Here is a 24289-nt window from a genome sequence, read left to right on the forward strand (position 1 = left end):
TGTTCCCCGTGTTTTCTTATTTCGAGCGGCTGGTGGACCCTTATGGTCCTTACGATCAGACCGATACGCCGCCGCGCAAGATGTGGCCGTTCCTCAAGCAATACATCCGGCCGTTCCGGGGGGTATTTGCGGTGACGGCAACGCTGTCGGTGGTATCGGCCTTCGCCGATGTCGCGATGATCTGGTACGTCGGGCGGCTGGTGGACCTTTTGTCGACCACCGGGCCACAGCAGGTCTGGGCGGATTACGGGACCGAAATCCTGCTGGTGGCGGCGGCGATCCTGATTTTGCGGCCCATTCTGCTGGTCGCCAATGTGGCACTGCTGCACAACACCATCCTGCCGAATTTCGGCACCATGATCCGCTGGCGCGCGCATTCCCATGTGATCCGCCAACCGGTGGGTTGGTTCGAAAGCGATTTCGCCGGGCGGATCGCCAACCGGATCATGCAGACCCCGCCGGCGGCGGGGGATGCGGTGTTCCAGACCTTTGACGCGGTGGCCTTCGCCAGCGTCACGGTCGTGGGTGCCGGGATCATGCTGGCCGGGGCCGATGTGCGGCTGTTGTTGCCCTTGGTGATCTGGTTTGCACTTTATGCCTGGCTGGTGCGCTGGACGGTTGTGCGGGCCGGACCGGCGGCGAAGGCAAGTTCGGATGCGCGGTCGCAGGTGACGGGGCGGGTGGTCGATGCCTATACCAACATCCATTCGGTCAAGCTGTTCGCGCATCATGATATGGAAATGACCTATGCCCGCGATGCGATCGAACATGCCCGCAGCACCTTTGCGAAGGAAATGCGGATCGTCACCAAGATGGATCTGGCGCTGACCGTCCTTAACGGCGGGCTGATCGTGGGGGTGACCGGTTGGGCGCTGATCCTGTGGTATCAGGGGCAGGCGACGGTGGGCACGGTGGCGGCGGCGACGGCGCTGGTGTTGCGGTTGAACAACATGACCTATTGGATCATGTGGGCCTTTACGTCGCTGGTCCAAGCGCTTGGCGTTGTGTCCGAGGGGATGGAAACCATAAGTCAGCCGATCCAACTGGTGGACCGGCCGGGGGCAAAGCCGCTGGCGCTGACCGCCGGCAAGATCGAGCTTGACCGGGTGAGCCACCATTACGGTCGCGGATCAGGCGGTTTGCAGGACCTGTCCCTGACCATAGAACCGGGGGAGAAGATCGGCGTGGTCGGGCGGTCTGGTGCCGGGAAGTCGACCCTCGTCAAGCTGATGCTGCGGTTTTACGACGCCGAGGCCGGGGTGATCCGCATCGACGGGCAGGATATTGCGCAGGTCGGGCAGGATTCGGTCCGTCGGGTGATCGGCATGGTGCAACAAGACAGCAGCCTGATGCACCGCTCGGTGCGCGACAACATCCTTTACGGCCGCCCAGATGCGAGCGAGGCCGAGATGATTGCCGCCGCCCGCCGTGCCGATGCGCATGAATTCATCCTGACGCTGGAAGACCCGGAAGGCCGCCGTGGCTATGACGCGCATGTGGGCGAGCGGGGGGTGAAACTGTCGGGCGGGCAGCGGCAGCGGGTGGCTTTGGCACGGGTCATTCTGAAGGATGCGCCGATCCTGATCCTCGATGAGGCCACCAGTGCGCTGGACAGCGAGGCCGAGGCGGCGATTCAGGAGGCGCTGTTCGGTGTCATGCAGGGCAAGACCGTGATTGCGATAGCGCACCGCCTGTCCACCATCGCCGCAATGGACCGGATCGTGGTTCTGGAAGACGGCCACATTGCCGAGCAAGGGACCCATGCCGAGCTTTTGGCGTTGAACGGGCTATATGCCCGATTCTGGGCCCGGCAGTCTGGCGGGTTCATCGGGCTTGAGGAGACAGCATGAGCGTTCTGAAACCGCTGGGCGGATATATCGATGCCTTCCGCCCCGCAGATGGCGCGCCGCCGCAGCAGCTTTGGCCGTTCATGCGTTGGAGTCTCAAGGGTTCGTGGCCGATGCTGGGTCTGGCGGGGGTGTTTTCTTCGCTCGCGGGGGCGACGGAAGTCGTGTCGGCAGTCATTCTGGGCTGGGTGATTGATGCGGCGTTGAATTCGGGACCGGAGCGGTTCTTTGGCGACCATGCGGTTCTGATCGGCATGTTCGTGCTGTTCTATCTGGTGTTCCGGCCGCTGGCGTTTGGTATCGCGGCAGCGTCGAACAGCATTGTCGTAGGGCCGAACGTGATGCCCCTTGTGTTGTCGCGGTTGCACCGCTGGACGCTGGGGCAGGCGGTCACCTTCTTTGACAATGATTTCGCAGGCCGGATTGCTCAAAAGCAAATGCAGGCGGCGCGGGCGGTCACCGATGTGGCGACCGAAGTCATCAACACCGTCTGTTTCGCGCTCGCCTCGGTGATCGGGTCGGTGGTGTTCCTGCTGGTGATCGACGCGCGGATCGCGGTGGCTCTGGCGGCCTGGCTGGTGGTCTATGTGCTGCTGATCCGGTTCTTCATGCCGCGCGTGCGCGTCAATTCGGCGGCGCGCGCCTCGGCCCGGGCCATGGTGTCCGGCCAGGTGGTGGATACGATCACCAATATCAAGACGGTCAAGCTGTTTGCCCATGCCGCGTTCGAGGACCGGGTGGCGCTGAAGGCGATGGAGGTTTTCCGCGAGCGCAGTCTCGAATTCGGGGTGATTTCGACGTGGTTCCGGCTGTCGCTGATGACTGTGGCGGGTGTGCTGCCGGTGCTGCTGATTGGTGGGACGGTGGTGCTCTGGCAGCAGGGGCAGGCGACGGCGGGCGCAATTGCGGCGGCGGGGGCCATTTCGATGCGGATTGCCCAGATGTCGGGTTGGGTCAGTTTTACGCTGATGTCGATCTACACCTCCGTGGGTGAGGTTGAGGATGGCATGAAAACGCTCTCGGCACCGCATCAACTGGCCGATGCCCCGGATGCGGTCGATCTGGTGAAGGTGCGCGGCGAGATTACCTTTGACGGCGCGAGTTTTGCCTATGGGCGCAGGCGCGGTGGGGTGGAAAACCTGAATCTGACCATTCGCGCCGGTGAGAAATTGGGGATTGTCGGGGCCAGCGGGGCGGGCAAATCGACCTTGGTGGCGATGCTGCTCAGGCTCTATGATTGCGAAAAAGGGGCTGTTCTGGTCGATGGGAAGGATGTGCGGCATGTAACGCAGGAATCCTTGCGCCGTCAGATCGGGATGGTCACGCAGGAAACCGCGATGTTCAACCGGTCTGCGCGGGACAACATTGCCTATGGCCGTCCGGATGCGACGGAGGACGAGATCATCGCCGCGGCCCGCGCGGCGGAAGCCGACGGGTTCATCAGTCAGATGATCGATCACACCGGGCGCAAGGGCTATGGGGCGTTTCTGGGGGAGCGTGGGGTCAAGCTGTCGGGCGGGCAGCGGCAGCGGATCGCCCTGGCGCGGGCCTTTGTGAAGGACGCCCCCATCTTGGTGCTGGATGAGGCGACGTCGGCGCTGGATTCCGAGGTAGAGGCCAATATCCAGTCAGCGTTGGACCGGGTGATGGAAGGCAAGACGGTACTGGCCATCGCGCACCGCCTGTCCACCATCGCGGCGATGGACCGGATTGTGGTGCTTGACGACGGCCGCATTGTCGAAGAAGGCACACATGACGCGCTGTTGGCGCAAAATGGCCTGTATGCCCGCTACTGGAACCGCCAGTCGGGCGGGTTCATCGGGTCGGATGAAAAGGAAGCGGCAGAGTGAGACTGACAATTGACCGGCTAGGGCACCTTGGCGACGGAATCGCCCAAGGCGACAATGGGCCGGTCTTTGTGGCCGGGATGTTGCCGGGAGAGGTGGTCGAGGGCGACCTGGAAGGCGATCGCCTGATAAATCCCAAGATCGTGACCCCCAGTGCCGCCCGCATCAAGCCGCCCTGTTCGCACGCACGCGCCTGCGGCGGCTGCCTGATGCAGCACGCATCAGATGCGATGGTGGCAGACTGGAAGACGGCACATGTCGAGGGCGCCTTGGCAGGACAGGGGTTGCATGCCCCGTTCCGGCCGATCCTGACCTCGCCGCCCCGGTCACGGCGGCGGGCGACCTTTGCCGCGCGGCGCACCAAGGGCGGGTCGATGATCGGATTTCATGCGCGCGGGTCGGATGCGCTGGTGCAGATCCCGAACTGCCAACTGGTGCATCCCGACCTGATGGCCGCGATGCCGGGGCTGGAGGAGCTGGTGCGGCTGGGTGGGTCGCGCTCACAGGAAGTGGCGTTGATGGTCACCCGCGCCCTTGGCGGGCCGGATGTCGTGGTCACGGGGGGCAAGCCATTGGACGGCGCCTTGCGGTTGGAACTGGCGCGGGTGGTGGAGGCACATGCCTTGGCGCGGCTGACCTGGGATGGTGAGACCGTGGCGCTGCGGGCAACCCCGATCCAGACGGTGGGCAAGGCCCGCGTCGCCCCGCCTGCTGGTGCGTTTTTGCAGGCAACGGAACATGGCGAACACGCCTTGTTAGACACGGTGCGTGACGCGTTGGGGCCGCAGAAAAAGATCGTTGATCTGTTTGCCGGCATCGGCACGTTTGCGCTGCCCTTGGCCGAACTGGCCGAGGTGCATGCGGTGGAAGGGGACCCGGCGATGGTGGCAGCCCTCGACAAGGCCGCCCGCAACACCGAAGGGCTCAAACCGATCAAGGCCGAGGCGCGTGACCTGTTTCGCCGCCCGCTGGAGCCGGACGAGTTCAAGAATGTGACCGGGGTGGTGATCGACCCGCCGCGCGCCGGTGCCGAGGCCCAGGTGCGCTGTCTGGCCGAAACCAAGGTGCCGGTCATTGCAATGGTATCCTGCAATCCGGTGACCTTCGCACGCGATGCAAAAACGCTCGTTCAGGCCGGCTACCGGCTGGACTGGATACAAGTTGTCGATCAATTCCGCTGGTCGGCGCATGTGGAACTTGTGGGCCGCTTCGTTCGGTAGCATATCCCCCGTCACAATCTGGTTCGGGAGATGATGATGACGCGCGCAGCAGTGGGTGAGTGGCTGGACCGGCCGATGGTCAGAAATGCCATCATCGGCGTGATCCTGTTCAACGCGGTGATTCTGGGGCTTGAAACCTCTGCCCCCGTAATGGCGCGGGCGGGAGAGCTGATCCTGGTGCTGGATGCGATCTGTCTGGCGATCTTTGTCGCCGAGATTGTGGCCAAGATCTATGCGCATGGTTCGCGCTTCTTCCGAAGCGGATGGAATCTTTTCGACTTTGTCATCGTCGGCATAGCCCTTGTGCCTGCCGGGCAGGGGTTGTCGGTGTTGCGGGCCTTGCGCATCTTGCGGGTCTTGCGGGTGATCTCTGTGGCTCCGCGTCTGCGCCGCGTGGTCGAAGGCTTCATCACCGCACTGCCGGGAATGGGTTCGGTGTTCTTGCTGATGGCGATCATTTTCTACATCGGTGCGGTGATGGCCACCAAACTGTTTGGTGGCGCGTTCCCGGAATGGTTCGGCGATCTGGGCAATTCGGCCTATACGTTGTTCCAGATCATGACGCTGGAAAGCTGGTCGATGGGAATCGTCCGCCCGGTGATGGAGGCATTCCCCTATGCCTGGCTGTTTTTTGTACCCTTTATCATGGTCACCACATTCGCGGTGGTGAACCTGTTGGTCGGTCTGATCGTGAATTCGATGCAGGATGCCCATTCCGCCGAAGACAATCTAAAGACCGACGCCTACCGTGATGAGGTGCTGGCAAGGCTGACCGCGATAGAGGCGCGCCTTTCATCGGTTGATGACACATCCGTGAGACGCTGACCCACGATCTCCGCTAGGCAGGTTGCCGGAATTTGGCTATGCGGTTGGAAAAAAGCGGGGCAGTTGTCGATGTGGCTTTATCGGATTGTGGCAGTGCTGGTGCTGGCCTTCGGGATTTCAGCCTGTGGCAACAGCAAGTTCAAAACCTACAATGGCCCTGCGGTCACATCGGTGCAGGTGCACAAGGGTGAGCGGAAGATGTATCTTCTGCATCAGGACAAGGTCCTGAAATCATATGACATCGCGCTGGGGTTCGCCCCGGTGGGCCACAAGCAGTTTGAAGGTGACGGCAAGACGCCTGAGGGCACTTACATTATCGACCGGCGCAATCCGAATTCTGAATTTCATCTGTCGATCGGAATCTCTTATCCCAATCAGGCCGACCGGGCCTATGCCGAAGCGCTTGGCAACAAGCCAGGAGGGGACATCTTCATCCATGGCGCACCGAAGCGAAAAGTGTCGCGCCGAGACTGGACTGCAGGCTGCATCGCGGTGACCGACAAAGAGATGGAGCGGATCTATGCCATGGTCAAAGACGGCACGGTGATCCACATCCTGCCCTGAGGCCGGGGGTCAGCCCCCGGTCACCAGGCACCACCAGATCTTGCCGCCCGGTTCCTGATACCAGGAAAAGCCGATCTCGCGTGCGGCTGGGTCCAGAATGACGGCGCGGGTTTCGGGCTGTCGCATCCACGCGGCCAGCGTGACCAGTTCGGTCTCGAAGGTTTCCGAAATCAGCTCGCCTTTCAGCGCCCCGGTATAGCCCACGCGCTGCACCCGGGTCAGCGGCGAAGACCCGTCCGACCCAAAATGCCAGGGCCGGTTCTGCACCGACATATCACGCGCATGTGTGGCAGCAGCAGCGTTCAGCGCGGCGTTGAACGCCAGCGGTGCCGCATTCTGGGCGCGGCGCAGGGAATTGACGGAATCGAGCAGCCGGAACGAAACCTCATTCTCGCTGCCCGGAGCGATCTTGTATACCTGCGGCAATGGCTGGCCGCTGGCATCGAGCTGCACCGCAGCCGTTTGCTGGACACATGCCGAGAGCAGCCCAACTGCACCGAGGGTCAGGACCATGCGTCTGTTCATCTGGAGTTCCGATCGTTCCGGCCCGGGGGCACATTGTTTTCAGGCTGTCTAGCGAAAACCGCACAGCAATTCAAACCCCACTCTGCGACCCCGCCGGTTGACGGTGGTTTGATTTGCGGGTTTTGGCCGATGGGAGTATGCAGCTGTCAAAACGTCAATGGCAGGAGACCTCTGATGAGCGTCGAAGATCGGATCAAACTGAACCGCCGGGTTTTTCTGGGAACCGCAGCCGCTGGCCTTGGTGCCGCAATGACCCCGGCATTGGCCATGGATGGCTCGACCGAAATGGTCGCCCCGGTGACCAGCGGATCTGTGCGCAACAACGTGTCCAGTTTTCGCATGCTGAACTGGCAGGATTATTTTGACAACACGCGGGGGGGCGCGATTCTGGTCGATCTTACCTCGCGCGCGCTGCACTACTGGTCGGAAGATCAGGCCGTCTATCGGCTTTACCCAACGTCAGTTCCTCTGTCCGAAGATCTGACCCGCCGAGGTCGGACTGAAGTGGTGCAAAAGGTGGTCGCGCCCAGCTGGCGGCCGACGCCCTCGATGAAAGAACGCAACCCTGAATGGCCGGATGTTGTCGAAGGTGGCGCGCCCGATAACCCTATGGGATCGCATGCGCTTTACTTGTCCTGGACCTATTATCGCATTCATGGCACCCATGACACGCGCAAAATTGGCCGCCGGTCCTCCAATGGATGTGTCGGACTTTATAATGAGCATATCTCGGAACTGTTTTCCATGACCAAAGTTGGGACTCAGGTGTTGCTAATTTGACGACATGGCGGTGAGACGCGCGGTGGTTCAACAAGCCAGATTGCAAATCTCGTGCCAAGCTGGTTATGAAGTCGATACGAGGTACAGTCTTGGGTGCATGCCGTCGCCTCTGCAACATTCGGCGGTATGCTATATCTGGAGGTTATTATGAAGAAACTTGCACTCGCCGCCGCTCTGACGGTCGCTGCTTCCACCGCTTACGCTGGTGGTATGGTTGAGCCGGTTATGGAGCCGGAAGTTGTTGCTGCGTCGACCTCGTCGTCGTCGGGCGGCATCGTTGTTCCGCTGCTGCTCCTGCTCATCATTGCAGCAGCAGTTTCGAACTGATCTAACGATCACGTTCCTAAGGAAAAAGGCGGTGAGTTCACTCACCGCCTTTTTTCTGTTCAAATCGCGGGACGCCCGGGGTGTTGACTGCGCTACCGCAGCCAACCCGCAAGATTCTCGGAGATAACGGCCAGCAATGCCGCGATATGGGCATCGTCATCGTTGAGACAGGGAATATAGGTAAAAGTCTCGCCGCCCGCGTGTTCGAAGGCTTCGCGGATTTCTCCGTTAATTTCTTCCAGCGTTTCGATGCAATCGGCAGAAAAGGCAGGGGCCATTACGGCGATGTTCTTTTTACCCTGCTTTGCCAGTTCCGCCACATGCTCGACGGTATAGGGCTTCAGCCATTCTTCGGGGCCAAACACCGATTGAAACGTCGTGTCGATGCTGCCCTTCTCCCAGCCCAACCGTTCACGCAGCAAGCGTGAGGTTTTTGCGCACTGGCAATGATAGGGGTCGCCTTCCATCAGATAGCGCTTGGGCATGCCGTGATAGCTGGCAACCAGCACATCCGGCGTCGTCTCCAGCGTGGCATAGGCGCGTTCCACCGATTGCGCGAGCGCATCGATGTATAGCGGATGGTCGAAGTATTCGGGCACAGTGCGGACGGACGGCTGACGCTTTTCCTTCATCAGGGCGCGGAAGAATTCGTCATTGGCGGTGGCAGATGTGGCCCCGGCATAATGCGGGTAGAGCGGGAAAAACAGGATCTTCTCACATCCCGCCTCGACCATCGCGCGGACTTTTGAAGCGGTCGACGGATTGCCGTACCGCATGCAGAAATCGACCATGATCCCATCGCCATATTGTGCGGCGATGCCTTCGGCGATCTTGGCGGTCTGATCCTTGGTGATGGTCAGCAACGGGCTTTCATCGCGGTCATGATTCCAGATCAGCTTGTAATTGGCCCCCGAGCTGAGCGGCCGCTTGGTCAGGATCACCAGTTGCAGCAGAGGTTGCCAAAGCCAGCTGGAGTAATCGACCACGCGCTTGTCTGACAGGAATTCGTTCAGATACCGCCGCATCGACCAGTAGTCGTAATTGTCAGGCGTGCCCAGATTGGCGACCAGAACGCCGATCTTTGCCTTCCGCACCGGCGGGTGATCGGCGGGGGCATGGGCAAGGCGGCCCTGACCGGGCCCGATGACAGACCCCTGTGGGGCATGAGTCAATCCGTGCTTGGCATCGAGCATCGTGGGCGTCCTTGGCTGATCAAAGTTCTGCGGGACATATAGGCTTATGCGCCGGGGTCAACCTTTGGCCGGATCAGAGGGCAGCGGCATTTCCGCCGCATTGAGCACATCGGCCAATCTTTGGGCAGCAGAGCCGGGTTTGAGCGGCTTTGGCTGGCTGGCGTCGGGGGCCCAACCGGTCAGACAGATGATCTCGAACGTGGCGGGGATGCGGCCTTCGCTGTCGGCATATTGCGCCTGATAGATCTCGGCGGCGCGCAGCAGGACCGAGCGGCGGGTCGGATGGCGCAGACGGGTGGACAGAGCATTGCCCTCTCCCATCAGGCGCAGGTCGCGCATCAGATGCAGAGCATCGCGGTACCGCACGGTCTTGCTGAAACTGTCCGCAACCGGCAGGGCAAATCCCGCACGTTGCAGCAGACCGCCCAGGTCACGGATTTCCCCCATCGGCAGCACGCGGGGTGACAGGCCGCCTGTCACATCGGCCTCGGCTTCGGCGAGGCAGGCCCGCAGCTCGTGCAGGGTTTGGCCGCCGAACATCAGGGCCAGAACCAAGCCATCGGGGCGCAGGGCATGGCGACATTGCACCAGCTGGCCGACGGGATCATTGGCCCAGTGCAGGCAGAGCGCATGGATCACCAGATCATGCGCGCCAGGGGTCAGCGCCAGAAGGTCATCATCGGCCACCGTGGCGCCCATGCCCGACCAGAGCGCAGGGAAACCAGTGACAACCGCGGGTGATTTAAACGTCCTGTTAACCTCGATCAGCCTCTCCTGAACTTCGGCGCGCACCTCGTCGTGCAAGAAGAACTCGGTGGCCCGGCTGCGGTTGCGCAACAAGGCGGGGCGATCGGTCAGGATGGGGGGTGTCTGCATGGCGCGGAAGATGGGGGGAGCGGTATGGGATTGCAAGACGCGCTGCTGCATATGGTGTATCCGCCGCATTGTGTGGCCTGTGACGCCATGGTGTCGAGCGATTTCGGTCTTTGTGGCAGCTGCTGGCGCGACACGCCGTTTGTGGCGGGCTTGGTTTGTGACCTTTGCGGCACGCCCTTGCCCGGGGAGGACCCGGGCCATCCGGTGCATTGTGATGATTGCCTCAGAACGGCACGGCCATGGTCGCATGGGCGCGCGGCGATGTTGTACCGGGATCGGGCGCGCGATCTGGTGCTGAAACTGAAGCATGGCGACCGGTTGGATCTGGCCCGGCCCGCCGGTGGCTGGCTGATGCGCGCGGCGCAGCCGATTGTGCAGCCGGGGATGCTGATCGCGCCCGTGCCCTTGCACTGGCTGCGGTTGCTCAGGCGACGCTATAACCAGTCCGCCTTGCTCTCGGCGCAGGTGGCGCGGCTGTCGGGGCTGGAACATTGCCCCGACCTGCTGCAACGCCGCCGCAACACCCATAGTCAGGAGGGCAAAGACCGCGACGGGCGGTTTGCAAATGTGGCTGACAGCATCCGGGTGCATCCGCGCCGCCGCGCGCGGGCAGAGGGGCGGCAGGTGCTGCTGGTGGATGACGTGATGACATCGGGTGCCACACTGGCCGCCGCCGCCGAAGCCTGCCTCGCAGTGGGAGCCGTCGGGGTCTGTGTTCTGGTGCTGTGTCGCGTTGCGAAAGAAGGGTAAATCCGTATAGTCCGGCGCAACGCCTTTGTTTGCAGGACATGCCATGAAACCCGTTGAAATCTACACCACGCCGACTTGCCCCTATTGCATTGCAGCCAAGCGGTTGCTGGACAAAAAGGGCGTGGCCTATACTGAAACCGATGTCAGCCGCGATCCTGCCCTGCGGCAGGCAATGATGGCGCGGGCAGGTGGTGCCCGCACCGTGCCGCAGATCTTTATTGGCGGTCAGCATGTGGGCGGGTCTGATGACCTGCACGCGCTTGACCACCGCGGCGCGCTTGATCCGATGCTGGCGGGCTGATGCGCGTCGGTTTGGTGCAGTTGACGGTCAACGACGACCCGGTGGAAAACCTTGTCGCAACCCGGACGCTTGTACGTGAGGCGGCGGCTGGTGGGGCGCGGTTTGTGCTGACGCCCGAATGCACCAATGCGCTGTCTTCAAGCCGCGATCAGCAGCGGGCGGTTTTTCATCACGAAGCCGATGACCCCACCCTCGCCGCGCTGCAGGCCGAGGCGGCGGCACTTGGCATCTGGTTGTTGATCGGGTCACTTGGGTTGAAAACCCATGACCCCGATGGCCGCTTTGCCAACCGGTCGTTCCTGATCGGGCCGGATGGCGCGGTGGTCGCGCGCTATGACAAGATGCACATGTTTGATGTGACCGTTTCAGAAACAGAGTCCTATCGCGAATCGGCGGGTTACCGCCCTGGGGCGCGCGCGGTGGTCGGTGACACGTCCTTTGGACGGATCGGGATGACGGTGTGTTATGATGTCCGGTTTCCGTATCTGTACCGGGCTTTGGCGCAGGCCGGGGCGCAGATTCTGACCGTGCCGGCCGCGTTCAACCACCTGACGGGGGCGGCCCATTGGGAGGTGCTGCTGCGGGCGCGCGCCATTGAAACCGGGTGCTTCGTGCTGGCCCCGGCGCAGACCGGCTTTCACCCGGAGCGGGCGGGCAAGGGGCGGCGGACGCATGGGCATTCCTTGGTGATCGCACCCTGGGGCGAGGTGCTGGCCGATGGTGGCAGCGAGACCGGTGTCGTGTATGCCGATCTTGATCTGTCGCAGGTGGATGCGGCCCGAGGTCGGATTCCGTCCTTGAGCCATGACCGGGGATTTTCCGGGCCATGAGCGAAAAGGATCGCGTCGAAGAGATTGCGGTCGCCCTGTTCGGCGAGCTGTTCATGGCCGATCAGCTGGCGCGCAACCGGATTTCCAAGGTGCTTCCCAAGGGGATGGAACTGTCGCATTTCGGCGTGCTGAACCATCTGGCGCGGCTGAATGAAGAGCGGACCCCGGCGCAACTGGCGCGGTCGTTTCATGTGACCCGGGGGGCAATGACCAATACATTGGCCAAGCTGGAATGGGCGGGACATGTGCATATTCGCCCTGACTGGGATGACGCCCGGCGCAAATTCGTCGCGATCAGCCCTTCGGGCCGGTCGGCGCGCGATGCAGCGGTGCAGTCGGTCGCCCCGCTGATTGCCGAGGTGGTGCAACAACTGGGTGCCGAGCGGGTGCGGGCTCTGCTGCCGGTGCTGCGTGAAATGCGCACCCGGCTGGAGGATGAGGGCTGAAGTGAAGGTGACCGCTGGGTTTCGGGCAAGGGGGAGCGGGACATGACGCCTGGCAAACGTCTGTTCGACATCGCCGCCGCCCTGGTTCTGGGAGCGGTGTTGATCCTGCCCTTTGCCATCCTTCTGATCATTGTAGTGCTGCGCGAGGGACGGCCAGTGTTTTATGTCTCTGAAAGGATGCGCGCGCCGGGACAGCCGTTCCGCTTGTGGAAGCTGCGGACGATGCGGAATGTGGCGTCTGATTCCGGCGTGTCTGGTGGTGACAAGGCCGCGCGCGTGACACCGATGGGCCGATGGTTGCGCAAGCACCGCGCAGATGAAATTCCCCAGCTGTGGAATGTGCTCAAAGGCGACATGAGCTTTGTCGGCCCAAGACCGCCGCTGCGCGCCTATGTCGAACGCTATCCACAGATCTATGCCCGTGTGTTGCAGTCGCGTCCGGGAATCACCGGACTTGCAACGCTTTACTTTCATCAGCACGAAGAGCGGGTTCTGAGTACTTGCCTGACGCCGGATCAGACCGATGCGGCCTATGTGCGGCGGTGCATCCCGCGCAAGGCGCGGCTGGACGAGATCTACCGCAGGCGCCGGTCGCTGTGCATGGATTTTATGCTGATGGTGCAGACGGCGCGGCGCGCGCCGCGCCGGGGCATGAAAAAGCGTAAAGGATGATCGAGGCGACTTAACCACCTGTTAACCATCGACTGCCTATCACTGACTTACGGCGCGTGTGTTGCGACGGTTTGTTGGTTCCGAGGTAAGTCCATTTTGACCAGTGCGGCATCCGGGTTTTTTCTTTGGTTTGTCGGCCGCCTGTCCAGGCTGCAAAAGCAGCTTATTTTGCTGTCCATTGACGTGCTTCTGGCTCCGCTCTCCTTGTTGGCCAGCTATTGCTTTTTGTACCCGATCTCTGTCGCCCCTGGCATGGCGCTGGCTGGGTGGCCGGGATTTGTGGCGGTAACCTTGTTTGCCGCGGTCGGATCGCCAGTGCTGGGCATCCCGCTGATCAAGCTCAAATCCTATGAGACCGTTGGCGCAATCAAGACCGGCCTTCTGGCATTGTTTTCCGGCGCTGGTCTCTGGCTGGCAAAAACCGGAGCGGGGTTTGCGCTGCCCTTTGCAGGAATGCCATTGTTCTTGCTTATTTTTGTTCTGTCTATGGTCGTTGCGCGGGTCGGGCTTCTCAGTCTGTTTCTCTCCGTGCTGCGCCACGGGCAGGTCCGGCGCAATGTGGTGATCTATGGCGCGGGCCGCACGGGGACGATGCTGGCATCGGCGCTGCGGTCGCATGAAAACATCCATGTCGTGGCCTTTGTCGATGACAGCGCGCAGCTGCAGGGCATGACCCTGATGGGGATCAAGGTACATCCAGCCAGCCAGCTTGAACGCCTCGTTGCCCGATACGATGTGGAGCGTGTGCTGCTGGCGATGCCTTCTGTGGCCATGGCGCGGCAGGCAACCATTGTGCGAGACCTAGTGTCGCGCGGGCTGGATGTGCACGCCCTGCCGTCCTTTGCGCAACTGGTGGGAACAGAGGTCATTCTGGATGCGCTCGCGCCGGTGTCGCCCGGCGCATTTCTGGGCCGCAAGCCGGTCAATGACCTTCACCCCGACACCAGCGGTGCCTATGGCGGCAAGACCATTCTGGTCACCGGGGCCGGGGGATCGGTCGGGTCTGAACTGTGCCGCCAGCTGATCCGCTATAAACCTGCACGCATCGTTCTGTTCGATGTAAGCGAAATCGCGCTGTACCAGATCGGGCGGGAAATGGCGGATCGGGTGGATGCGGCGGGAATCAGCTTTGTGCCGGTGCTGGGTACCATCGCGGATTCGCGGCAGATCCGGGCCGTGTTGGCGGCCAATCAGGTGGATGTGATCCTGCATGCCGCGGCCTATAAGCATGTGCCGCTGGTTGAAGCGAATCCCATCGCGGGCATTGTGAACAATGTGCTGGGCACCCGGACCCTTGCCGAAGCTGCAGTGGAAGTGGGGGTGAAGCGGTTCATCCTGATCTCGACCGACAAGGCCGTGCGCCCGACCAACGTGATGGGCGCGTCGAAGCGGATGGCAGAATTTGTGGTGCAGGACATGGCCCGGCGATCCGTCAGCACCGATTTCTCCATTGTGCGATTTGGCAATGTTCTGGGCAGCTCAGGCTCCGTCGTCCCCCTGTTCCGGGAGCAGATCCGCAAGGGCGGCCCGGTGACGCTGACACATGAGGATGTGACCCGCTACTTCATGACGATCTGCGAAGCGGCCAGCCTTGTGCTGATTGCCGGCGGGTTGTCGATGTCGCGCGGTGTGCATGAGGGTGATCTCTTCGTGCTCGACATGGGCCAGCCGATCCGGATCAGGGATCTGGCCGAACGCATGATCAAAGCCGCTGGTTACACGGTCAGATCGCCCGAGAACCCGGAGGGCCAAATCGAGATTCGGATCATCGGGCTGCGCCCCGGTGAAAAACTGCATGAAGAATTGTTGATCCAGCCAGGAATGTTGGCCACGCCACACGAAAAGATCCTGCGGGTGCAGGAACGCGGATTGTCGCGGATAGAGATGACAACGGCGTTGCGCGATCTGCGCAGTGCGGTCGCTATGGACAGCGCGGATGCCGCCTGCAGGGTGATGGAAGCCTATGTCGAAGGGTTCCGCCGCAGCGATGCAGGCCCCCGCCGCGGCCCCCCCATCGTCTTGGTTCCCGGCAGGTTCGTGTCCGGGCCGCGGCACAGCAAGATCGGGTCGTCCTGATGCAAGACAGATGTCCACGGGTTCCTGCGATCGGCCTTGGCTGCGTGGCAACGGGGGTGGCGCTTGCCTTGTTGGGCACCTTGAGCGCGACACCGCTCCAGGCGGAATCCCGCGCGACCCTGAACCTTTACGGGGCAACCGGAATGATCGACATGCCCTCGGCAGAGATGCAGTCGGATGGCATCCTGTCGGTGTCATCCAGCCATTTCGGCCCCGTCAGCCGGACCACCCTGAGCTTTCAGATCACGCCGCGACTCTCGGCCAGCTTTCGCTTTCTCGGCGTGCGTGACTGGAACAAGGTGCTGTGCTGCGCGGGGGTGAACCAGTTTGATACCTATTACGACCGCTCCTTCGATCTGCGGTATCAGATTGTGACGGAAGGTCGCTACCGCCCCGCCCTCACCCTCGGCCTGCAAGACTTTGTGGGAACCGGGGTGATCGCCGGGGAATATCTGGTGGCGACCAAGCATGTCACGCCGGATGTGAAGCTGTCTGCGGGTCTGGGTTGGGGGCGGCTGGGCAGCTTTCAATCCATCGGCAGCCCCTTTGGCGACCGGCCCGCGCTGGAAGTGGGGAGCGGCGGCAATTTCAATTTTGATCAATGGTTCCGGGGCCCCGCCGCCCCGTTTGCCGGGCTGGAATGGCAGATCACCGACACCTGGACGGCAAAGGCCGAATACTCATCGGATGCCTACCGCGAGGAGGCAGGCCGGCGTGGCTCGTTTGACCGCCGCAGCCCGGTCAATTTCGGCATCGAGCATCAGCGCAGTGATGCGCTGCGTCTGGGAGCCTATTTCATGCATGGCAGCGAAATCGGCGTCGCCGCGCATCTCAGCCTGAACCCCAAGCGGCGCCCTTCTGGCGGCATCATTACCTCGGCCCCCGATCCGGTGAAGCCCCGCCCCCCCCGAGGGACAGATCCTGACGCCTGGTCGGCGACCTCGCTGGCGCAGCCCGAGACGCAAACTGCTTTGCGGACACAGCTGGCGCGCAGGCTGGCAACAGATGGGGTACAGGTCGAGTCACTCCGGCTTGATGGCACGACGGCGCATGTCGGCATCCGCAACACCGGCATCGACGCCGAGGCGCAGGCGGTGGGGCGTACGGCGCGGGCGTTGACGCATGTGGCACCTGCGTCCATCGACCGCTTTGTGATCAAGCCCCTGGTCAATGGCATGGCGGTGTCACAAGTGGTGCTGCGCCGTGCTGACATCGAGGCGCTGGAGTTTGACACATTGGCGGGCCCAAAGCTGCTGGCCCGGGCACAAATCCTTCCGGCCCCTGCGGGAGGGGCAGGCGGATATCGCGATCGGGCGGCCTATCCGAGGCTTTCCTGGTCGCTGGCACCCGCATCCCTGATCCGGGTCTTTGACCAGACCTCCCCTTTCAAGATCGGGGTGGGGCCGGAGCTGAGCGGGCGCTATGACATCGCGCCGGGGCTGGTGCTGAGCGGATCAGTGGCGAAATACTTGATCAGCAATCTGGATGATCGCCCGCCGCTGCCCGGACGGGGGCGGCTGCATCCGGTGCGCTCAGCGGCGTATTTCTACGATCGTGACGGCGATCCGGCGTTGAACACGCTGATGCTGACCGCCTATGGCAAACTGTCGCCCGAGCTTTATGGCCGGCTTTCGCTTGGCTATCTGGAGCGGATGTATGGTGGCGTCTCTGCTGAGCTCCTCTGGCTTCCGACCGATCGTCGTTGGGCCATCGGGGCCGAAGTCAGCCAGGTGGCGCAACGGGCACCGGACCAAAGGTTCGGCTTCTCCCTTCCTGCTTATATGTTTGAAAATGATGCCTGCACGCCCGACCTGGCCACTGGGGCTTGTGGCGCGCGTGACAGTTACCGCGTGCTGACCGGGCACATATCGGGCTATTACAAGTTCGAGAACGGCTTTCATGCTCAGCTTGATCTGGGTCGGTATCTGGCCGGCGATGTCGGGGCCACGCTTTCGCTGCGGCGGGAATTCGACAATGGCTGGAAGGTTGGGGCCTTCGTCACCAAGACCAATGTCTCGGCAGAAGATTTCGGCAGCGGTTCGTTTGACAAGGGCATCACGCTGGAGATTCCGATAGCCTCGGTGCTGGGGAGACAAAGCAAAAGCATGCGATACGCGACCATAAGGCCATTCGGCCGTGACGGCGGTCGTCGGCTGGAGGTTGAAGGGCGGCTTTATGAGCAGCTGCGCGGCTATCGCCGCGACGGTCTGACAGAGCAATGGGGGCGATTCTGGAAATGAAGCGGACGCTGGCCCCTGCGCTGCTTGCGCTGTTGGGTGCAGCATCCTGCGGCTCGGAACAGCCGGAACTGATCGGCGTGACGCGGGCCTTTGCCGCTTCGGTTCTTGGCACGGCACCGGACCCGCCGCAAATTACCCGGGCCTTGCTGGATCAGGTGCTGACACCGGTGATGCTTGTCACCGTCGAGAACCGCATGCAGCAGGCGCTGGTCGCGGAACTCCAGACCAATGGCGGCGTGCAGACCTGGTCTTCGGTGGATGACGTCACTCTGTCATTGCGCAAGGGGATGATCGTGGCGACCCGGGGCTTTGGTGCAGATCTTATGGCGGCGGATGTGCCTGGCATCCCACTGGGCATCACAGGCACCACCACGCATCGCCGCGTCCACACCCTGCTGAACGATGAGGATCAGGCCGTCCGCACCGTGTTTGCCTGCACCTTCCAGTGGCCGGAGCCGGAGACCATTACTGTGGTGGAGATTACCTATCATGTGACGCGCATCAGCGAATCCTGCGCGGCGGGCCAGGTGGCGTTCCAGAATGAGTACTGGCTGAGCAAAGATCGCCATCTGCGCAAATCCAGACAATGGATCAGTCCTGATGTCGGTTTTCTGACTGTTGAAGACGTAAGGCGGTAATTTAAGGAAAATTATCTTCTGACACCTGCCATTTTGCTGTACGTTCTGACCAAGACCCAACCAAAAGTGGAGAGTAACGATGTCGCGTTTTATCGCATTTACAACCGCCCTGAGCCTTGCAGCCTCGGCCACCTTCGCATCTGCCGGGGAAACCGCCCAGTCTGATGCGGGGAATGGTCTTATCAAGATGCGTCCCGCAAACCTGCATGTGTCTACCCAAGCCGCGGCCGGTGCCGGTTCAGCCGCCTCTGCAGGGGGTGGTGCCGCAGCGGCGGGAGTCGCAGGGGCCGGAGCCGCATTCGGCGGGCTGTCCATAGGTTTGGTTGCGGCCGGAACAGTCGCTCTTGCGGTGGCTGTCGCTGCGACCACCAACCAAAACTCGAGCAGCCACAATTCGACAGGAAGTCACTGAATTTTGCCTTGCCGACCCTTGGCATGGTGTTTCAGGGTCCGCGAGAGCGGGCCCTTTCCATAATGCGGATCTGTGACCGTTGACGGGCTTTCTGTCTTTGCCCCTTGCAAGACCGCAGTTTCGGGTTTACCTACAAGTCCAAAGCGGCTTTGGCGTCCACACCCGAAGCTACCGGATCAAGTTTGCGGGCCGCTAGGCCCGTTTTTCGTTTTTGGAACCCATAGCTGACCTTCATGTCCGATCTTATCGCCAAAACCGCCATCGACCGCCGCCTTGCCGGCATCATCACCCCCGTGATTGAGGGGCTGGGGTTCGAACTGGTGCGTGTGCGCCTGATGGGCGGCAAGACGCGCATCCTGCAGATCATGGCAGACCGGCCGGATGGCGGTATCATCGTCGATGACTGCGCGACGATCTCGACCGCTGTTTCGGCGGTTCTGGACGTCGAAGACCCGGTCGAAGAAAACTATGTTCTCGAGGTTTCCTCGCCGGGGATCGACCGCCCGCTGACCCGGCTGAAGGATTTCGAGATGTGGAAGGGCTGGGAGGCCCGGATCGAGACGACCGAGCTGATCGATGGCCGCCGCCGGTTCAAGGGCGCGCTGGCCGGGGTCGAGGATGACGAAGTGCTGATCCAGATTGAGGAACACGGCGAAGAGGTGACCATCGGACTGCGGTTCGACTGGCTGTCCGATGCCAAGCTCATTCTGACCGATGACCTGATTGCCGAGATGCTGCGCCAGAAAAAGGCAAGCGGCACCTTCAACGAGGCGGATTTCGACGAGATTGACCAATCGACGGGCGATGAAGAAGACCCCGCCGAAGAAACCAGACATTAAGACCGGGAGTTGACCGATGGCGATTACCTCTGCCAACCAGCTTGAACTTCTCCAGACCGCAGAAGCGGTGGCACGTGAGAAGATGATCGACCCGGATCTGGTGATCCAGGCGATGGAAGAAACGCTCGCCCGGGCCGCCAAGTCGCGCTACGGGTCCGAGTTGGATATCCGCGTCAACATCGACCGCAAGACCGGTCGCGCCACCTTCGCCCGCGTGCGCACGGTGATGGAAGACGATCTGATCGAGAATCACCATGCGCAGCTGACCGTAAAGCAGGCCAAGAACTACCTTGCTGACCCGCAGATCGGCGATGAGGTGATCGACGAGGTTCCCCCGGTCGATCTGGGCCGGATCGCGGCGCAATCGGGCAAGCAGGTGCTGTTGCAGCGCGTGCGCGAAGCCGAGCGGGATCGTCAGTATGAAGAATTCCGCGACCGCAAGGGCACCATCATCAACGGTGTGGTCAAGCGCGAGGAATATGGCAACGTCATCGTCGACGTGGGCCGTGGCGAGGGCATTCTGCGTCGCAACGAAAAGATCGGCCGTGAAGCCTATCGCATCGGCGACCGCATCCGCTGTTTCATCAAGGACGTGCGCCGTGAACCGCGCGGGCCGCAGATTTTCCTGTCGCGCACCGACCCGCAGTTCATGGCAGAACTGTTCAAGATGGAAGTTCCGGAAATCTATGATGGCATCATCGAGATCAAGGCTGTCGCCCGTGATCCCGGGTCACGCGCCAAGATCGCTGTGATTTCCTATGACAATTCGATTGATCCGGTCGGTGCCTGCGTCGGTATGCGCGGCAGCCGGGTTCAGGCAGTTGTCAACGAACTGCAGGGTGAAAAGATCGACATCATTCCGTGGAATCAGGATCAGGCGACCTTCCTTGTGAATGCGTTGCAGCCTGCCGAAGTGTCGAAAGTCGTGATCGACGAAGAGATCGGCAAGATCGAAGTTGTGGTGCCGGATGAGCAACTGTCGCTGGCCATCGGTCGCCGGGGCCAGAACGTGCGTCTGGCCAGCCAGCTGACCGGACTGGACATCGACATCATGACAGAAGCCGAGGAATCGGCACGTCGTCAGGCTGAATTTGCCGAACGCACCAAGCTGTTCATGGATGCGCTGGATGTGGACGAGATGATGGCGCAGTTGCTGGTCGCCGAAGGCTTCACCAATCTGGAAGAAGTGGCCTATGTCGAAGTGGACGAGCTGCTGTCGATTGACGGGTTTGACGAAGGCACTGCCGCTGAATTGCAGGCACGCGCGCGCGACAATCTGGAAGAACAGGCCCGCAAGGCGCTTGAAACCGCCCGCAGCATGGGCATGGAAGAGAGCCTGATCAACTTCGAAGGTCTGACGCCGCAGATGCTGGAGGCGCTCGCCAAGGACGGTATCAAGACGCTTGAAGACTTTGCAACCTGCGCCGACTGGGAACTGGCCGGCGGCTGGACCACCGAAAACGGACAGCGCAAGAAAGACGAAGGTATTCTGGAGGCATTCGACGTAAGCCTGGAAGAAGCCCAGACCCTGGTGATGACGGCACGCGTCATGCTGGGTTGGGTGGACCCGACCGAGATGGAGCCGGCAGAAGACGACGCCGAAGCCACGGAGGCCGAGGCCTGATCTCAGGCCTCGGAGCAACGCGCATGACGCGTGGCGGCCAGAAGACATCGCCAGACGATCCGGAGCGCAAGTGCATCGTTTCCGGAGAGAGCCAGCCAAAAGCGGGGTTGATCCGCTTTGTGCTGGGGCCAGAGGGTATGATCGTGCCCGACATTCTGGCGCGGCTGCCGGGGCGTGGCATCTATGTCGCGGCGGATCGCGAGGCTCTGGCCAAGGCGGTCAAGAAGAATCTGTTCTCCCGCGCTGCGCGGCAGCCGGTGAAAGCGCCCGAAGATCTGCCCGAACTGGTGGAACGGCTCTTGGTACAGCGGGTCATCGACCTTATATCCCTTGGGCGCAAAGCCGGCGACGCGATTTGCGGCTATGAAAAAGTTAAGGACTGGCTGATCAAGGGTCAGGCACGGACACTGATTCAGGCCAGTGATGGTTCTGAACGCGGCAAAGAAAAGCTTCGCCCGCCAAATGGGCCAGATTCCCTCATTTCCTGCCTGACAGCAGGGGAAATGGGTTTGGCATTCAGTCGCGAACGTGCGATACACGCCGCGCTTGCGGCTGGTGGACTCAACAACCGTGTTGTAGAGGAAGCGGCAAGGCTTGTCGGACTGCGTAGGGCAGATGGCAAGCAGGTCGGCGACGAGATCGCCGGGAAGGATACGAAGGACGCATGAGCGATACAGACGGCAAAAAACCCCTGGGTTTGGGTGGCGCACCTCGTTCCGGTCAGGTGAAGCAAAGCTTCAGCCACGGCCGGACGAAAAGCGTCGTGGTTGAAACGAAGCGCAAGCGCGTGGTCGTTCCCACAAAACCGGGCGCAGCCGGTACATCAGGCACGGGCGGAGGCTCGCCCAATCTGGGGGATCCGGCCAAGCGGCCGGCCGGTATTTCCGACGCCGAGATGGAGCGTCGTCTGACCGCTTTGCGGGCCGCCAAGGCACGTGAAACGGCAGACAATGAACGCCGTGCCGAAGAAGAGCGTCAGCGCGAGGAAGACCGCCAGCGTCGCCGTGAAGAGATTGAGACGAAAGAGCGCGAAGAGCGTGAGCGTCTGGAGGCTTTGCGTCAGAAGGCCGAAGAAGAAGAACGTGCGGCTCGTGCCGAGGCAGAGGCCCGCGTTGCAGCCGCTGCGCAGCGCAAGGCCGATGTTCTGGGTACGCGCCCCCGGTCGGCCGAAAAGCCTGCCGAAGCCAAGCCAGGTCCGGCAACGCCGGCCCCGGCCGATGCGCCAACCAACCGCAACCAGGATGCGACCGGGCCGCGAGGTGTGGCCGCCAAGGCTCCGCTTGCCCCGGCCCCGCAGCGCAAGACCGACCGCGAGCGCGAAGAGCGTGAACGCAGCGCCAAGGCCAAAGGCGACGACAACCGTCGTGGTGGCAAGCTGACGCTGTCAGCAGCGCTGAATGGCGAAGGCGGGCGGACCCGCAGCCTTGCCGCGATGAAGCGCAAGCAGGAAAAGGCCCGTCAAAAGGCCATGGGGTTCGGATCGAAGCCCGAAAAGCAGGTGCGCGATGTGCAGCTGCCGGAGACGATTGTCGTGTCGGAACTGGCCAATCGTATGGCCGAACGCGCGGCCGATGTCGTCAAATCGCTGATGAAGATGGGCATGATGGTCACGATGAACCAGCCCATCGACGCCGATACCGCCGAACTGGTCATCGAGGAATTTGGCCACAAAGCGGTGCGTGTCTCTGATTCCGACGTGGAACAGGTGATCGACTCGGTCAAGGACCGGGACGAAGACCTGCTGCCGCGCCCACCGATCGTGACGATCATGGGCCACGTCGACCATGGCAAAACCTCGCTGCTGGATGCGATCCGCAAGGCGAATGTGGTGTCGGGCGAGGCAGGTGGTATCACCCAGCACATCGGTGCATATCAGGTGAAAACGCCAAGCGGTGCGCTGGTGTCCTTCCTTGATACTCCCGGCCACGCTGCCTTTACCAGCATGCGGGCCCGTGGGGCGAGCGTGACCGATATCGTTATTCTGGTGGTTGCGGCCGATGATGCCGTGATGCCGCAGACGATTGAAGCGATCCACCATGCACGCGCCGCCAAAGTGCCGCTGATTGTGGCCATCAACAAGATGGACAAGCACGGCGCCGATGCGACCAAGGTGCGGACAGACCTGCTGCAGCATGAAATCGTTGTCGAGGCGATGTCCGGCGATGTTCAGGACGTTGAACTGTCTGCGAAAACCGGCATGGGCATCGATAACCTGCTCGAAGCCATCGCGCTGCAGGCTGAAATCCTTGAACTGAAGGCCAATCCAAAACGGGCGGCTTCTGGTGCGGTGATCGAAGCCAAGCTGGATGTGGGCCGCGGCCCCGTTGCGACGGTCCTGGTGCAGAACGGCACCCTGCGCAAAGGCGATATTTTTGTCGTCGGCGAGCAGTGGGGCAAGGTGCGCGCGCTGATCAACGATCAGGGTGAAACCGTGCTGGAAGCCGGACCTTCGGTTCCGGTCGAAGTGCTGGGCCTGTCTGGCACACCTTCTGCGGGCGACACCCTGAACGTGGTGGAAACCGAAGCGCAGGCGCGTGAAATCGCGGATTACCGCGAGAAAGCCACCAAGGACAAGCGCGCCGCCGCCGGTGCTGCAACGACGCTGGAACAGCTTATGGCCAAGGCCAAGGCCGACCAGTCGGTTGCCGAACTGCCGGTTCTGGTGAAGGCCGATGTGCAGGGCTCTGCCGAAGCCATCGTGCAGGCGCTGGAAAAGATCGGCAACGACGAGGTGCGCGTGCGTATCCTCCACTATGGTGTGGGGGCGATTACCGACACCGACGTGGGTCTGGCCGAAGCCTCTGGTGCGCCGATCATCGGGTTCAACGTGCGGGCCAATGCCTCGGCCCGCCAGTCCGCGAACCAGAAGGGCGTCGAGATCCGGTACTATTCGATCATCTATGATCTGGTGGACGATATCAAAGCCGCTGCCTCTGGCCTGCTCAAGGCCGAAGTGCGCGAAACTTTTATCGGCTATGCGCAGATCAAAGAGGTGTTCAAGGTTACGGGCGTGGGTCAGGTGGCCGGCTGTCTGGTCACCGAGGGTGTGGCACGCCGGTCGGCGGGCGTTCGCCTGCTTCGAGACTCTGTCGTGATCCACGAAGGCACGTTGAAGACACTGAAGCGCTTCAAGGACGAAGTGAAAGAAGTGATCTCGGGTCAGGAATGTGGCATGGCATTCGAACGCTATGAAGACATTCGCCCCGGCGATGTCATCGAGATTTTCGAGCGCGAAGAGGTACAGCGCTCGCTGGCGTGATCAGGCCGAACAATAAAAAAAGCCGGGGGAAACCCCGGCTTTATTCATCTGTGATGCGATGATCAGGACGGACGCGCCGCGGCAACCGGAACCCCGACAAACATCTTTTCATCCACTTTGATGACCAGTTTCCCATCAGACAGGGTTCTGACAAGCAGTCCCTGAATGGAGACACAGCTCCCGATTGCGATTGTCCTC

21 protein-coding genes and 2 pseudogenes are annotated in these 24289 nt (G+C 61.7%); 20 read left to right on the top strand and 3 right to left on the bottom strand.

Annotated elements, in window-relative coordinates; translation table 11 throughout:
* Positions 1-8: 8 nt before the first annotated feature.
* The 5 genes from CXR43_RS14745 to CXR43_RS14765 all read left to right on the top strand — a co-directional run bounded on the left by CXR43_RS14745 (position 9) and on the right by CXR43_RS14765 (position 6303).
* A complete protein-coding gene (locus CXR43_RS14745; protein ID WP_103335121.1) occupies positions 9-1850 on the top strand; it encodes an ABC transporter ATP-binding protein in 1842 nt (613 codons plus the stop codon).
* Complete coding sequence (locus tag CXR43_RS14750) at positions 1847-3697, top strand: ABC transporter ATP-binding protein (RefSeq protein WP_103335124.1); 1851 nt, start codon at positions 1847-1849, stop codon at positions 3695-3697. Before CXR43_RS14745 ends, CXR43_RS14750 begins: the two co-directional genes overlap by 4 nt.
* Positions 3694-4914 (top strand): class I SAM-dependent RNA methyltransferase, encoded by a 1221-nt coding sequence (locus CXR43_RS14755; RefSeq protein ID WP_103335126.1) that lies wholly within the window; start codon positions 3694-3696, stop codon positions 4912-4914. Before CXR43_RS14750 ends, CXR43_RS14755 begins: the two co-directional genes overlap by 4 nt.
* A 33-nt stretch (positions 4915-4947) precedes the next feature.
* Positions 4948-5739: an ion transporter gene (locus CXR43_RS14760; RefSeq protein ID WP_103335387.1), complete on the top strand. Its 792-nt coding sequence runs from the start codon at positions 4948-4950 to the stop codon at positions 5737-5739.
* A 69-nt stretch (positions 5740-5808) separates the two neighbouring features.
* Positions 5809-6303 (top strand): L,D-transpeptidase family protein, encoded by a 495-nt coding sequence (locus CXR43_RS14765; RefSeq protein ID WP_103335129.1) that lies wholly within the window; start codon positions 5809-5811, stop codon positions 6301-6303.
* A gap of 9 nt (positions 6304-6312) precedes the next feature.
* Here the strand turns inward: CXR43_RS14765 and dalA are convergent, their stop codons facing one another.
* The gene (dalA, locus tag CXR43_RS14770) at positions 6313-6828 is read right to left on the bottom strand and encodes a divisome-associated lipoprotein DalA (protein ID WP_103335131.1); all 516 of its coding nucleotides are present in this window, start codon (positions 6826-6828) and stop codon (positions 6313-6315) included.
* Between the two features lie 174 nt (positions 6829-7002).
* On the opposite strand from dalA, the gene CXR43_RS14775 reads away from it, so the two are divergent.
* Entirely contained in the window at positions 7003-7608 is a 606-nt protein-coding gene (locus CXR43_RS14775) for a L,D-transpeptidase (RefSeq protein WP_103335134.1), read from the top strand.
* Positions 7609-7755: 147 nt separating this feature from the next.
* Complete coding sequence (locus CXR43_RS14780) at positions 7756-7935, top strand: hypothetical protein (protein WP_103335389.1); 180 nt, start codon at positions 7756-7758, stop codon at positions 7933-7935.
* A gap of 92 nt (positions 7936-8027) precedes the next feature.
* Here CXR43_RS14780 and hemH read toward each other — a convergent pair whose 3' ends face one another.
* The gene (gene hemH / locus CXR43_RS14785; protein WP_103335136.1) at positions 8028-9128 is read right to left on the bottom strand and encodes a ferrochelatase; all 1101 of its coding nucleotides are present in this window, start codon (positions 9126-9128) and stop codon (positions 8028-8030) included.
* Between the two features lie 57 nt (positions 9129-9185).
* Positions 9186-10004, bottom strand: a complete 819-nt coding sequence (locus tag CXR43_RS14790) for a methyltransferase domain-containing protein (protein ID WP_103335139.1) — start codon at positions 10002-10004, stop codon at positions 9186-9188.
* Positions 10005-10028: 24 nt separating this feature from the next.
* Between CXR43_RS14790 and CXR43_RS14795 the strand changes: the two genes are divergently transcribed.
* The 13 genes and pseudogenes from CXR43_RS14795 to infB form a co-directional block, all read left to right on the top strand.
* On the top strand, positions 10029-10754 hold the full coding sequence (locus CXR43_RS14795; RefSeq protein ID WP_103335143.1) for a double zinc ribbon domain-containing protein: 726 nt from the start codon (positions 10029-10031) through the stop codon (positions 10752-10754).
* 43 nt (positions 10755-10797) lie between these two features.
* The gene (grxC, locus tag CXR43_RS14800) at positions 10798-11055 is read left to right on the top strand and encodes a glutaredoxin 3 (RefSeq protein WP_103335145.1); all 258 of its coding nucleotides are present in this window, start codon (positions 10798-10800) and stop codon (positions 11053-11055) included.
* The gene (locus CXR43_RS14805) at positions 11055-11885 is read left to right on the top strand and encodes a carbon-nitrogen hydrolase family protein (RefSeq protein ID WP_103335148.1); all 831 of its coding nucleotides are present in this window, start codon (positions 11055-11057) and stop codon (positions 11883-11885) included. Before grxC ends, CXR43_RS14805 begins: the two co-directional genes overlap by 1 nt.
* Positions 11882-12331 carry a MarR family winged helix-turn-helix transcriptional regulator gene (locus CXR43_RS14810; protein ID WP_103335150.1) on the top strand — a complete coding sequence of 150 codons (450 nt, stop codon included), beginning with the start codon at positions 11882-11884 and terminating at the stop codon, positions 12329-12331. Before CXR43_RS14805 ends, CXR43_RS14810 begins: the two co-directional genes overlap by 4 nt.
* Positions 12332-12373: 42 nt before the next feature.
* Positions 12374-13003: a sugar transferase gene (locus CXR43_RS14815; RefSeq protein ID WP_103335152.1), complete on the top strand. Its 630-nt coding sequence runs from the start codon at positions 12374-12376 to the stop codon at positions 13001-13003.
* A 168-nt stretch (positions 13004-13171) separates the two neighbouring features.
* On the top strand, positions 13172-15079 hold the full coding sequence (locus tag CXR43_RS14820; protein WP_246831406.1) for a polysaccharide biosynthesis protein: 1908 nt from the start codon (positions 13172-13174) through the stop codon (positions 15077-15079).
* On the top strand, positions 15079-17319 hold the full coding sequence (locus tag CXR43_RS14825) for a YjbH domain-containing protein (RefSeq protein WP_103335156.1): 2241 nt from the start codon (positions 15079-15081) through the stop codon (positions 17317-17319). The genes CXR43_RS14820 and CXR43_RS14825 overlap by 1 nt, the downstream gene beginning before the upstream one ends.
* Positions 17298-17957, top strand: a complete 660-nt coding sequence (locus CXR43_RS14830; protein WP_103335159.1) for a YjbF family lipoprotein — start codon at positions 17298-17300, stop codon at positions 17955-17957. The genes CXR43_RS14825 and CXR43_RS14830 overlap by 22 nt, the downstream gene beginning before the upstream one ends.
* A 645-nt stretch (positions 17958-18602) precedes the next feature.
* A complete protein-coding gene (gene rimP / locus CXR43_RS14840; protein WP_103335165.1) occupies positions 18603-19208 on the top strand; it encodes a ribosome maturation factor RimP in 606 nt (201 codons plus the stop codon).
* Positions 19209-19224: 16 nt separating this feature from the next.
* Positions 19225-20832 (top strand): transcription termination factor NusA, encoded by a 1608-nt coding sequence (gene nusA, locus CXR43_RS14845; protein ID WP_103335167.1) that lies wholly within the window; start codon positions 19225-19227, stop codon positions 20830-20832.
* Between the two features lie 23 nt (positions 20833-20855).
* Positions 20856-21500: an RNA-binding protein gene (locus tag CXR43_RS14850; RefSeq protein ID WP_103335170.1), complete on the top strand. Its 645-nt coding sequence runs from the start codon at positions 20856-20858 to the stop codon at positions 21498-21500.
* A pseudogene (locus tag CXR43_RS18270) lies at positions 21497-22055 on the top strand (translation initiation factor IF-2 associated domain-containing protein); the annotation flags it as partial. The gene CXR43_RS14850 and the pseudogene CXR43_RS18270, both read left to right, overlap by 4 nt.
* 83 nt (positions 22056-22138) lie before the next feature.
* Positions 22139-24091 (top strand): annotated as a pseudogene (infB, locus tag CXR43_RS14855) (translation initiation factor IF-2); the annotation flags it as partial.
* Positions 24092-24289 lie beyond the last annotated feature (198 nt).

Origin of the sequence: Pseudotabrizicola formosa (genome assembly GCF_002900965.1) — a bacterium.
GTDB classification, from domain to species: domain Bacteria; phylum Pseudomonadota; class Alphaproteobacteria; order Rhodobacterales; family Rhodobacteraceae; genus Pseudotabrizicola; species Pseudotabrizicola formosa.